This window comes from Arcicella sp. GW821-FHT09D11 (assembly GCF_059416265.1).
The window spans coordinates 392,977-405,285 of sequence record NZ_JBWKOV010000001.1 but is presented as its reverse complement, the minus strand read 5'-3'; the positions used below and the strand labels follow the sequence as shown (position 1 = coordinate 405,285).

The 12,309-nt window shown below is 34.9% G+C and carries 10 protein-coding genes; 5 read left to right on the top strand and 5 right to left on the bottom strand.

The window, feature by feature from the left end; genetic code table 11:
- Positions 1-6: 6 nt before the first annotated feature.
- A complete protein-coding gene (locus AC07N0_RS01585) occupies positions 7-753 on the bottom strand; it encodes an acyl-CoA desaturase (protein WP_494587866.1) in 747 nt (248 codons plus the stop codon).
- A 268-nt stretch (positions 754-1,021) separates the two neighbouring features.
- Here AC07N0_RS01585 and AC07N0_RS01580 point away from each other — a divergent pair, with 268 nt between their 5' ends.
- Complete coding sequence (locus AC07N0_RS01580) at positions 1,022-2,146, top strand: adenylate/guanylate cyclase domain-containing protein (RefSeq protein WP_494587865.1); 1,125 nt, start codon at positions 1,022-1,024, stop codon at positions 2,144-2,146.
- On the opposite strand, the gene AC07N0_RS01575 is transcribed toward AC07N0_RS01580, so the two are convergent.
- From AC07N0_RS01575 to AC07N0_RS01560, 4 genes are all read right to left on the bottom strand, one after another.
- Positions 2,143-2,811, bottom strand: a complete 669-nt coding sequence (locus tag AC07N0_RS01575; RefSeq protein ID WP_494587864.1) for a Rossmann-fold NAD(P)-binding domain-containing protein — start codon at positions 2,809-2,811, stop codon at positions 2,143-2,145. The two genes, AC07N0_RS01580 and AC07N0_RS01575, sit on opposite strands and share 4 nt — an antisense overlap.
- 61 nt (positions 2,812-2,872) lie before the next feature.
- On the bottom strand, positions 2,873-3,925 hold the full coding sequence (locus AC07N0_RS01570; protein ID WP_494587863.1) for an arginyl-tRNA--protein arginylyltransferase: 1,053 nt from the start codon (positions 3,923-3,925) through the stop codon (positions 2,873-2,875).
- A gap of 93 nt (positions 3,926-4,018) precedes the next feature.
- On the bottom strand, positions 4,019-4,759 hold the full coding sequence (locus tag AC07N0_RS01565; protein WP_492800505.1) for an ATPase: 741 nt from the start codon (positions 4,757-4,759) through the stop codon (positions 4,019-4,021).
- Positions 4,759-4,983, bottom strand: a complete 225-nt coding sequence (locus tag AC07N0_RS01560) for a hypothetical protein (RefSeq protein WP_494587862.1) — start codon at positions 4,981-4,983, stop codon at positions 4,759-4,761. The genes AC07N0_RS01565 and AC07N0_RS01560 overlap by 1 nt, the downstream gene beginning before the upstream one ends.
- Positions 4,984-5,216: 233 nt before the next feature.
- On the opposite strand from AC07N0_RS01560, the gene AC07N0_RS01555 reads away from it, so the two are divergent.
- The 4 genes from AC07N0_RS01555 (at position 5,217) to AC07N0_RS01540 (ending at position 12,213) form a co-directional block, all read left to right on the top strand.
- Positions 5,217-5,825, top strand: coding sequence for an RNA polymerase sigma factor (locus AC07N0_RS01555; RefSeq protein WP_494587861.1), 609 nt, complete (start codon positions 5,217-5,219; stop codon positions 5,823-5,825).
- A gap of 132 nt (positions 5,826-5,957) precedes the next feature.
- Entirely contained in the window at positions 5,958-7,058 is a 1,101-nt protein-coding gene (locus tag AC07N0_RS01550; RefSeq protein ID WP_494587860.1) for a FecR family protein, read from the top strand.
- A 181-nt stretch (positions 7,059-7,239) separates the two neighbouring features.
- Positions 7,240-10,749 (top strand): TonB-dependent receptor, encoded by a 3,510-nt coding sequence (locus AC07N0_RS01545; protein WP_494587859.1) that lies wholly within the window; start codon positions 7,240-7,242, stop codon positions 10,747-10,749.
- A 42-nt stretch (positions 10,750-10,791) separates the two neighbouring features.
- A complete protein-coding gene (locus tag AC07N0_RS01540; RefSeq protein WP_494587858.1) occupies positions 10,792-12,213 on the top strand; it encodes a RagB/SusD family nutrient uptake outer membrane protein in 1,422 nt (473 codons plus the stop codon).
- Positions 12,214-12,309: the final 96 nt, after the last annotated feature.

Here is a 12,309-nt window from a genome sequence, read left to right as displayed (position 1 = left end):
CTTATTTTACATATAATTCAAGTCGTTATTGCGTTTTAGTTTGATGACGTGTAATAAATTCAGTACTAAGATTACTGGATAAGTAGGGTCGAATTCATGCCATTTGATACCAAAATTGGCTCTACCGCCTAATTTATGGTGATTGTTGTGGTATGATTCACCCATCATCAAGAAATCAAAAGGTAATAAGTTTTTAGCTGTATCATTTACTTTAAAATTGACATAACCATATTTATGAGCAAACCAGTTGATGATTACGCCATGAACAGGTCCCATCAAATAATGGATGGGTAATAAGGCATATTCCCAAGAATGCGTAGCAAATTTCATATAAAACAAAGTGTATAAAACACCCCAAGCAATTCTTACAAACCATTTATCTCCTAGTTTTTCAACCAAGGCATAATAGGGAACACCTTTCAAAAATTTAGGCTCAATGCCAGCACGGTCGTTCAATACAGCATTATAATAATCCTTCGTTTTCCACATCATGTGGAAAAGGTTATCTGAATAACTTGGTGAGTGAGGGTCTTTTTCGGTATCGGCATAAGCATGATGTAGGCGGTGCATAATACCATAAGCTTTTGGACTTAAAAATGAAGAGCCTTGAGTAATAAAAGTAAACCAGTAAAAGAATTTCTCCCAACCTTTAGACATCGTGAACATCTGATGTGCTGCATAGCGATGTAAAAAGAATGTTTGCGAGAATAATGATAAGTACCAGTGTGCTACAAAGAAAATTAAAATTGCCATATAAGTTTTTTTTACAAAATTATGGCAAGGGCTAGGCTTAAAATATGATAAAAATCAGTGGAGATACTGAGGATGATTAATAATAGCATGATTTTGTACACCCACCATCTTTAATTATTTCATTGGTGTTCGAAGCTTTAATATTAGGTACTCAGAAAATATTTGAATATTAATTAACCAAGCCTTATGTGCTTTAGAACTTAATAGCTTTATTTGTTGTAGTTGGTTTGAGCCTCAGAACCGCGTTACATTTTGATAAAAATTTGATATGTCAGCAGAAAAATTAGATTATACAAGTCGTGCTAGGAGAATAACTTTTAAATACCCCTTATTCACCCATTTATCAATCCAAATAAATTTTTGGATTATAGCACATCTATTTTTTGGAGCCATCAATTATTTACTTGTTCGTTCGCTTTCTTCTGAGTTCGTGCTTGTGGTTCAAAACTCTGCATTTTCTAATTTTATTCTGGCAATCATTCTAGGTGTTTTGTATGGTACTTTTTTTGGAATGATAGAATATTATTTAGAAAATAGTTTTTTCAGAAGCAAATCACTCGGCAGAGTCTTCATCCTAAAAGGTATTCTTTCTTTTATCGTTTTCCTCATACTTTTCTCTATCATCAGGTTTGTGCTTTTTGAACGGATGATTGCCCCGATGTTTAATGCAAATCATATAGAGCTCAATGACCAGTCATGGAAGTATATCTTTTGGTTGTTCTTTATTTATACTTTTTTCATGAATCTTTTCATCAGTTTTATCAACCAGATGAATAAAAAATTTGGACCTGGTGTATTATTGCCACTTTTGCTCGGAAGGTATCGCTCGCCCAAAGAAGAAGAAAGAGTATTTATGTTTATGGATTTGCAGTCGTCAACTAGCATTGCCGAAACCTTAGGACATATTAAATACAGTGCTTTTATTCAACAGAGCTTTATGGATATTAATTATGTAGTACCTGAGTTTCGTGCTGAAATTTATCAATATGTAGGTGATGAGATTGTGATTTCATGGGCAAAATCTGAAGGACTAAGGGATTTATCATGCATCGCTTTTTATTTTGCTTGCGAAGCACAATTCAACAAAAGAGCAGAGGCCTATAAAAATGAATATGGCTTTGTGCCAAAGTTTAAAGCAGGGCTTCATTTAGGCAAAGTAACGGCTGTAGAAATTGGAGATATAAAAAGAGACATTGCCTATCATGGCGATACCTTGAATACTACGGCTAGGATTCAAAGTGTCTGTAATGACCATGGTAAATATTTATTGGCCTCTAAAGAAATGGTTGACTGTGCCAACGTAACAGAAAAATACATTGTACAATCAATGGGAGAGGTTTTATTAAAGGGGAAACGGAATCTTATTGAAATTATGAGTATCGAACAGTTTTAGATGCCTGCTAATTCGTGGATATCTTTTACTTCTAAAACTTTCTTTTTATATCCATCCAACGTAGCATTAATCATGGCTAAGCCAAGCTGTGTGAGTGTACAAACATAGTTGTGAAAGAGTGTTTGAAAGATAGGGAATAACCAACTAAGGTAAGAATAGTACCGCTGGGTATTTTTTAAACCATCAGTTGGATGAATATAGCCTGGTCTGAAAGCAAAAACGTTTTTGAAAGGCAGTTTCATCAAATCGTTTTCTGTCTTGCCTTTTACCCTTGCCCACATACTTCTCCCTTTTTCGGTGCTATCAGTACCTGCCCCAGAAACGTAACAGAAAGTCATATCAGGGTTTAATTCACTGAGTATTCCTGCAATATGAAGCGTAAGTGTATGGGTTAGCTTAGTATATTCGGGTTCTTTTTTCCCTAAAGAAGTAACCCCTAAACAGAAATAACAAGCGTTGTAATCAGATAAGGAATCCTTAATAGAAGAAAAATCGAAGAAATCCTGATGAATAATTTCAATCAATTTTGGATGATTGATACCACAAGGTTTTCTGTTTACAACCAAAACCGTTTCAACTTGTGGATGCAGTAAGCATTCGTGTAAAACACCTTCGCCAACCATACCTGTTGTCCCTGTAATGATTGCTTTTATCTTTTTCTTCATAATTTTGGATAAATATATCTTTTAAATTACATATAAAAAATTGAAGTATTGTTATTAACCCCTATACAGTTTTAATCAAAGACATAGAAATAATATCTGACATTATTCTTACAGATTCGGTTGAGTATAAGTGCTTAACTGTTTTTAATAAATTAGTAGAATAATGGTCATCAATATTATAGTCGCTATGGGTTCTGAAAACACTAGAACACAACATCAAATGAAATTGATTGTCTCGCACGTCATATACAATCATTGGACTAGTATTCGTATCATCTACTTCAAAACAATAAATAAAGACAGGGAAATCGAATAAATTCAAAGCATTCAAGCTCGTCATTAAGTCTGCATCAAAGTATTCATATTGAAAGAAGGTATGTTCAAATCCTATTTCTGTTAAAGAGGCTGATAATTGACTAAGCTTATCAGTCATTATTACTAAAGGATTGGTATTGGGGTCATACTGACTAAACGGAAGCCAAGTATCAGTACAAACATCAAGGTATTCAAGGCTTGATTTAGCTAAATCTAATTTATAGTCGAATAAACGATAGCCAGGAGCAAAATAACCAGGGTAAAAATAAGTATGTCCAAGTTTTTGGCAGAACTCCATTTTCTGATACATCAGAAACTTACCCAAACTATGTTTTCGATAGTCAGGGTCATAAAAACAAGTAATACCAGCCGAGGAAGTACTACCCAAATCAAAAAATCCCGTAGCAATTAATGTATGTTGATCGTAAACATTTACCTCGTAGGTATTATAAACATTATTGACACCATTGTTGAAGAGGAGGTTTTCAAGCGTAGGCGAAGCATCAAAAGCAATATGGTTCCTGTATTTTTGAAAAAGGTCTTCATGAGCGCTAGTGAGGTGAATAGGTTGAATCTCGACCCTAAAATCAGCATTGAGTTTATAGAGCTTTTGTTGCGTTTTTGATTTTTCAAAAGTCAATAAATTAATTCTTAGCCAGATAGCACTATAGATAGTACCTGAGAATTTTAGAAAATTAGTAGTAAAAATAGTTTGTCCCATTCTGAACCATCCATCATAAAGGTAACTATCTAGGTCGTCGGGGTGTATAGCATCAGGAAAGATTAATTTAGCAAACATCTAGAAACAGTAAAATTTTAATATAAAACTAGCTATAAATATAAGGAAAATGTTTGTTTGATAAAAGTGGAAGGGAAAGGTATGCTTGCTAATTTATTGATTTGAGTTAAGTTTATCAAGTATATATTTTTGAAACCACGTGGGAATCTCATCACCTTTCAATTCAACATCTGTTCCATTAGTTATTTCAGCAATCCAAGTTTTATCCTCATCCGAGTTATCAAAAATATAAGCTCGATTTGTATGTTTAACAGCTTCAAACAATAACTCTAAGGAGCGATAGTATCTCTGAACAGCTTTATCTTCTGGTACGTCATGACCACCCATTTTAACACGATGACTTATTCTTAATAAATTAATAGAGGGGTCTTCTGTGGCTACAAAATACAAATATGTCCTATAACCTTTTATTTGTGCTTTTTTTAAGGTTTCTACCTTATCAGGTGATGACATTACTGTTTCAAAGGTGAATGATTGATTTGTTTCTAAATACTTATGTCTAAGAAAATCTGTTAAAATTGCACTCATATAGGAATCAAACCCTACGTTGTCGAAACTTATGAATCCTTGTTTACTATACGTTATTTTATCAACAAAAACACCTAATGCTGTTTTATTGATTAGTGGATGTTTACTGAAAAAAAAGACAACTTCTTCTTGACGAGTATGAATATTTAGGCTTGTAATATCTAAGTATCCATTACTCTTAATTTCCTTTTCTATATCATCAGGATTAAGGTAATGTCCTAGCAAACTTGAGGATACTACAGTTTTAATAGTACTTTTTCCTGAACCGTTAGGCCCGGCAAATATTCTTAATCGCGGAACGTCCATTACTTCTTAATTTTAAAAAAACGATTAGTAACCCTTATAGGTTTATCAATTTCCCTAATAATTCTTCTGTTTCCATTAGGCGAAACTTCAATTAATTGCCCATCCTTAGCAATCATCACCTTATCACCTGATGCAAGCGTTTGCCAATAAGCTTGCTTAGTAGCAGTCTCCGCTAAAAGTGGAATTTGTTGTTCTAAATAATCAAGTTCTTGTTCACTAAGCATAAGATAGATGTTTTCGTTAATATGAATTTACCCTTAAACAAAGATAAAAAACTACAGCAGATATTAATATTATTATTTGTATTTTAATAGAAACGAAAGTATTCGAAAAAAATAATTAATAAAAGGAGGTTGTTTTTTGAGTAGAATTTTAGTATTTTTTCTTTTTTATTTATTGATATTCTATGTAAACCAATTGTTGGTGTTTAATAATTGTTTAACTCAACCCATAACTTATGTTATATTCGTCTTCACGATATGATGAATTAGCCCTTTGGTACGATTTGCGTAATGGGGACGAAGAAGCCTTGGCTACTCTTTTAAGGCTTTATGCGAAGCCTCTGATAAGTTATGGACGAAAAATGATTAGTGACGATGCTGTCATTGAAGACTGTATTCAAGAAGTATTTATCCAGCTTTGGCAATACAGATGCTCGCTCAAAGAAGATGTAGGTTCTGTAAAGGCCTATATTTTTGCTTCGGTAAGACGAAGAATTATTACAGAAGTCAAGAAAAATGTCTTTACTGCTACTCAATACGACAATTCAGCATCTGATGGATATTTTGATATTGGTTTTTCTATCGAAGAGAAAATAATTCAAAATGAAACCGAACTGCATCGTGTAAAAATTATTAATCAGCATCTTAATAGCCTTCCTAAACGCCAAAAAGAAGCCATCTATTTAAAATACTTCAAAGAACTTACTAATCAGGAAATAGCTGATATTATGGGTGTGAAGTATCAAACAGTTGGTAATTTAATTCACGAAGCCCTTACTTTTTTACGGACAATTTTTCCAAATGATGCTGTATGGTTAAGTCTACTTGTGGTTTATATTAATTAAATTTTCCTATCATATTATTTATAATAATCTGAATACCAGTTTATTATAAATAATTTTATTTTTTTTATTTAAAAAAGCAGTATCAGCCTATTGCAGTCTTTCTACTGTATATAGAAAGCATATTATTATTTTATGAAAAAATATAATGATTATACGATAGATGATTTTGTCTTTGAACCAACATTTGTTCAATGGGTTAAGAATGCAGGCTATAAAAATCCTGATGACTTTTGGACAATGTGGGTTAATGAAAATCCTCAGCAACATACTATTGTACAACAAGCTACTGACTTTATCCTTGCTACTGCCTTGAAAGAAGAATCGGTGAGTGATTTTCAAGTAGAGTTATTAGTTAATAAAACCCTAAGTGTCATTAACACAGCCAATAATAGCACATCTTTTCCTTTAAGAATTTTTCGAAATAGGGAATCACTTTTTAAAATGGTTGCGTCAGTAGCCTTATTGCTTACACTCGGACTAGCGACTTATCTATGGCAGAAAAATATTTCACAAGAACTTTTTGTGAATAAAACCAATCAGAAACTGATTGAGAAAGAAAACTTTACGGCTCAAAAAATACCTGTGGAATTGCCAGATGGCAGTACTGTACTTTTACAACCGAATAGTACAATAAGTTTTCCTGAAACTTTTGAGCATGCTAACAACAGAGAGGTTTATTTAAAAGGACAAGCTTTTTTTGAAGTAGTTAAAAATGCTAACCATCCCTTTTTAGTTCACGCTAAAGACGTTGTAGTAAAGGTATTGGGAACAAGCTTTACAGTTCAAGCTTTTTTACAATCTACAGACGTAAAAGTAGTTGTGAAAACAGGAAAAGTGATGGTTTTTCCAAAAGAAGATTCTAATGTTGATAATAGTGCCAATACCATCATATTATTGCCTAATCAACAGGTAATTGTGAACAATGAAAACCATAGTGCTAACCAGTCGGATGTTAAACCTGAGCAAATTTTGGCAATTACTTCGAGTAGTACGCCTACGTTAGAATTTAATGATACGCCTATTAGTGAAATCTTTCAAACACTTGAAAAAGCCTATGGTATTTCTATCTATTTTGACCAAAAACTACTGGCCGATTGCTCGTTAACGACAAGCCTAGCCGACGAACCGCTATTTGAAAAACTAAAATTGATTTGTGAAGCAATAGGGCCAAATTCTCGTTTTGAAGTAGTAAACGAAAAGATTATTATTCAATCACGAGGTTGTAACCAATAAAATAAGACATGTTATGCTTTTTCCTTTAACATTACCTCCATAGACACAAAAAAGGTATTAGCAATGTACCACCACCGCTAACACCTTAATATTATATCCCCTTGATGCCTGATGAACATAAACCCTTTAGCGAGGGGAAGGGGATTTTTTGTGCTTTTGTATTCCAAAAACGAACAATTATATGAAAAAAAATCGACAATCAAATGCCTTATGGCTTACTATTATGAAAATAGCTGGACTACAGTTTTTCATGATTTTATCTCTCACGAGTTTCTCTTGGGCTAAGAGTTCAGCCCAAGAAGAACTCAATAGAAAAATCAGTGTATCGATTGATGGCATTGCGCTGAAGTCAGCTTTGCAAAAAATTGAAAAAACTGCTCAAATACGCATTTCTTATAACTCACAAGTAGTGCCATTAGAGCGACTTGTCTTTTTATCAGCCAAGAATGAAAAACTGGCAGAAGTGCTCGAACGTTTACTCAAGCCGTTAGCGGTAACCTATGTTTTGGTAAACAAGCAAATTGTATTAAGAAAATTGGAAAATGCTTCTCAATCCTTGAATATTATTGAGGAAAGCAAGGAAGAATTTGCCGTCGAGCAAAGTGTTTCTGGAACAGTAAAGGACGAAAAGGGCAATCCCTTGGCAGGTGTAAACATCACCATCAAAGGAACAACTAAAGGCACAAATTCAGATGCCAACGGACAGTTCAAAATAGACGTTGCCAATGAAAATACCGTCTTGGTATTTAGTTATGTAGGGTATGGAAAACAAGAAGTAACAATAGGGAATAAAACAGTTTTCAATATTTCGATGATTGTCGACCAAAAATCTTTAGATGAAGTAGTAGTAGTAGGTTATGGAACACAAAGCAAAAGAGCGGTTTCAGGGGCTGTGTCGTCTGTTAATTTCAAACAATTTCAAGACCGTTCTTTTAGTAATGTTACGCAAGCTTTGGCTGGTCAGATTGCTGGGGTAAACATTTCGCAGGGGCAAGGAGCACCAGGGGTTTCGCCTATTATTCGTATTCGTGGTGTTAGTTCTATCACGGCAGGGACAAACCCATTGTTTGTCGTAGATGGTGTGCCTTTAGAAAACTTTAACTTGAATATGATTAATCCACAAGATATTGAATCGGTGGAGGTATTGAAGGATGCTTCGTCAGCGGCAATTTATGGTTCACGCGGAGCAAATGGCGTTATTTTAGTAACCACAAAATTGGGCAAAGCAGGAAAAACTACCTTTAGCGTAGGCTATGAATCTGGCGTACAAAGTGTAGAAAGAAGAGTATCTATGATGGATGCTCAGCAATGGATTGATTATTATATTGATGCGCATAATAATGCGTGGGTAGATTTAAATCCAGCTAAGAATAAGGCTTCAGACCCAAATAGCGTTCGTACTTCAACTTATAAAATACCTGACGAGTTTTTAACTAATCCACAACAGTTTGGAAAAGGGACTGATTGGCAAGATGTGATGTTCAGAGTAGCTCCCTCGCAAAATGCACAATTATCTGCATCAGGTGGGACAGACAAAACACAGTTTATGTTTTCAGCGGCTTATCTTAATCAGCAGGCAGTGTTGGACGAAAATTATTATAAACGCCTTTCTATCCGCTCTAACATCAAACATCAACTTAGCGAGCAATTTACAATCGGACTGAATTTGGGCGTAACCAGTATTTTCGACCGTACTGATGGAACGCAAGGTAAAAGTGATGTCGTGAGTTTAGCCCTACAAAGCGACCCTATATTTCCTGTTTACAACGAAAATGGCAACATCGGTTATCGTGACCCTAATTCAGTTTGGAACAAATATGTGGCTTATAACGATTTGAATTTATGGCATCCATATTCACTAACACGTTATATCCATAAAGAAAATAAAACTTTTAATACGCTAGCAACAGCCTTTTTAGAATATAAAATAATCGACGGTTTGAAGTTCAGAACCAGCATCAATGCCAATTTGTATAATACTCGTTATAATTCTTATCGGATAAACAAACAAGGTTACGGATATTCGGGAGTGTTAGCAGCCGAAGGATATTCAACCAGTGGATATACGTTTAACTGGCTAAGTGAGAATACATTGAGTTATGAAAAGTCGTATGGAGAACATAATGTCAATGTATTATTAGGCTATTCAGCTCAGAAACAACGCAATGAATTTGCATCGATTACCTCTGGAAGTTTCCCTAATGATTTGGTTGAAACCCTTAATGCAGGGGTTGTATCAAGCGGTTTTACCAATGCCTCTGAATGGTCTATGCTTTCATATTTAGCGAGAGCACAATATAATTTTCAGAATAAATATTTCCTGACAGCCGCTATTCGTCGTGATGGTAGTTCTCGCTTTGGCTCAAATACTCGTTGGGGGTATTTCCCTTCTATATCTGGCGCATGGATGATATCAGACGAGAGCTTTTTGCAAGATGTCAATGCAATAAGTAGCCTTAAACTAAGAGTGAGTTATGGGATGGCGGGAAACAACCAAATTCCAAATTATGGTTCAAAAAGCTTGTTGAACTCTTCAAATTATGTATCAGGCACAACCTTAGCACCGGGATTGACCATTGCTAACATTGCTAATACAGATTTAAAGTGGGAGCGTACTACTCAATTTAACATAGGTTTTGATTTAAAAGCATTGAATAATCGCATTGGCTTATCAGCAGAATATTATAATTCTACTACCAACGATATGTTATTGAATGTTCCTGTGCCTGACATTACAGGTTTTGCAACGCAATTGACCAATATTGGTAAAATGGAGAACAAGGGGATTGAGTTGAACTTGAATACACAAAATGTAAAAGGCAAATTCAGTTGGTCGACTGATTTTAATTTCAGTTTGAACCGTAACAAAGTATTACAATTAGGTCAAAGTAATGCACCTATTACGTATACAGACTTTGTGGTAGCAGTAAAAACAGAAGTTGGACAACCTATTTCTAACTTTTACGGATATGTAGTGGATGGCGTTTTCAAAAATCAAGCCGCAGTAGATGCTTATCCACATTATTCAACGACACACCCAGGTGACCCAATTATCAGAGATGTAAACGGTGATGGAAAAATTACTGTAGATGACCGTACGACATTAGGAAATTATCAACCTGATTTTATGGCGGGGTTGAATAACACTTTTTCATATAAAGGCTTCGATTTCTCATTTATGTTTCAAGGAACATTTGGGGGCGAAATTGTTAATCAAAACTTCCGTTACTCTGGTTTTTGGAATAATGGACGTAATATGTATTCAGGGGTCGCTAATCGTTGGCGTTCGGAAACTGACCCTGGGGACGGACAGCACTTCAGAGCAACATTGGGTTTAACGGGCTTTCAAGACCAATTTACCAGCTTATGGGTTGAAGATGCCTCATTCGTAAGATTAAAAAATATCCGTATTTCTTATAGCTTACCTGCTAGTATCTTAAGAAAATTACCGATAAAAACAGCGCGTATTTATATGAATGCTGAGAACGTTTACTTGTGGAGTCATTATACCAATTATGATCCTGAAAATACTACCTATAATGCTTCGAGTTTCTCAGGAGAAGCCAATGGAAATACTTCAACTGGGCTAAATGCCTCAGGAAATGCACCAAATGGCGCTTTTGTAGGGGTTGACTATGGTTCATATCCAATTCCAAGAGTAATTACGATTGGTGCTAAATTCGATTTTTAAGAAGATATTTTGGTTTCAAGGAACCTCAAAACAGATAAGACAATGAAAAAAATTAAACAATTATACGTCCTGTTAGCCATCTGTTTAATGGCAACAAGTTGTAAGGATTCATTCTTGGAGTTAGCCCCCATTTCAAATGCTACGGCAGATAATTTCAAAAGTATTGATGATTTTGAATTGGCTGTCAATTCAGCCTATGCTTCTCTTTATACGATATATCATCCTGAAGGACCAGTATCATACTGCAATGAACAAATGAGTGATAATGCTATTATGTTCAATATTTCAGGTATTCAAGCTGATAAATGGCAATTTAAAGATTACTCATTAATGACCACCAATACGATGGTTTACCAATTTTGGCAAGACTATTACAAATCGATTTTTAGTGCCAATATTGTCTTGAATAAAATTGAAGGAGCTAATTTGAGTGCAGCTTATAAAAATGAAGTAAAAGCCCAAATGCAGTTTCTAAGAGCCTTATATTATTTTAATATGGTTCAAACTTGGGGAGATTTACCCATCGTAACAACACCATTAACAGGTGATGAAGCGTATGCTATCCTCCGTTCACCTCAATCAGCAGTATACGAGCAAATTAAAAAGGATTTACTTTTTGCTGTTGATAAATTACCTTTGGCCTCAGCCATACCAAGTACAAAAGTTGGTCGTGCTTCAAAAGGAGCAGCCCAAACGTTATTAGGAAAGGTATATTTAACCTTGGGCGATAAAACATCAGCTGTTGCGGTTTTGAAAGAAGTTTATAATAGTAATGAATATGCCCTGTTGCCAAGTTATGCAAGTCTTTGGGGACCAAACGTAAAGAATACAAAAGAATCAATTTTCGAGATTCAATACTTAGGAGGTTCAGTATCGGCACCTTATAGCAGATACTACCAAACGTTTTATCCAAATAATAATTTCTTAGGATTTTACGGAGCAGGCATGAACCAAGTAACAGATGATTTATACAACGAATATGAAAGTACAGACCCTCGTCGCGACTTGTCAATTGCGTTGGGCTATAATAATGGAAACACATTTATTGCCCAGAAATATCCAATTAAATGGGTACATACCAACGCCGTACTAGGAGGAGGAAATCCATTAGCCAATAACAATTTTATGGTTTTGCGTTATGCTGATGTTTTATTGATGTTGGCTGAGGCTACAGGCGAAGCAAGCTACTTGAATTTAGTAAGAACCAGAGCAGGACTACCAAAATTTGGCGAAACCAATTATCCAGCCGCTTACTCGACGATAAGTCTGGCAGTAGAACACGAACGCAGAGTAGAATTAGCCCTAGAATTCCACCGTTGGTTTGATTTAAAACGTAGTAACAGGGCTTTATCTTTATTAGCAACCAAAGGCAAAGCCATTACCAACGATAAATTATTATTACCAATCCCTCAGATTGTCCGTTCACAAAATGCTGGTATTACACAGAATAATGGGTATAATTAAATTGATTTATAGGGGTTGGTAAGGGGTTTTTAAAGCCATCCATATGGATTTTGTATATGTGGATGGCTTTAATTAAAATAAACTCTTTTAGTCAAG

Bases quoted from the DNA above. Each gene is read 5' to 3' on its own strand.
- AC07N0_RS01585 (WP_494587866.1), bottom strand. From the start codon at position 753: ATGGCAATTTTAATTTTCTTTGTAGCACACTGGTACTTATCATTATTC.
- AC07N0_RS01580 (WP_494587865.1), top strand. From the start codon at position 1,022: ATGTCAGCAGAAAAATTAGATTATACAAGTCGTGCTAGGAGAATAACT.
- AC07N0_RS01575 (WP_494587864.1), bottom strand. From the start codon at position 2,811: ATGAAGAAAAAGATAAAAGCAATCATTACAGGGACAACAGGTATGGTT.
- AC07N0_RS01570 (WP_494587863.1), bottom strand. From the start codon at position 3,925: ATGTTTGCTAAATTAATCTTTCCTGATGCTATACACCCCGACGACCTA.
- AC07N0_RS01565 (WP_492800505.1), bottom strand. From the start codon at position 4,759: ATGGACGTTCCGCGATTAAGAATATTTGCCGGGCCTAACGGTTCAGGA.
- AC07N0_RS01560 (WP_494587862.1), bottom strand. From the start codon at position 4,983: ATGCTTAGTGAACAAGAACTTGATTATTTAGAACAACAAATTCCACTT.
- AC07N0_RS01555 (WP_494587861.1), top strand. From the start codon at position 5,217: ATGTTATATTCGTCTTCACGATATGATGAATTAGCCCTTTGGTACGAT.
- AC07N0_RS01550 (WP_494587860.1), top strand. From the start codon at position 5,958: ATGAAAAAATATAATGATTATACGATAGATGATTTTGTCTTTGAACCA.
- AC07N0_RS01545 (WP_494587859.1), top strand. From the start codon at position 7,240: ATGAAAAAAAATCGACAATCAAATGCCTTATGGCTTACTATTATGAAA.
- AC07N0_RS01540 (WP_494587858.1), top strand. From the start codon at position 10,792: ATGAAAAAAATTAAACAATTATACGTCCTGTTAGCCATCTGTTTAATG.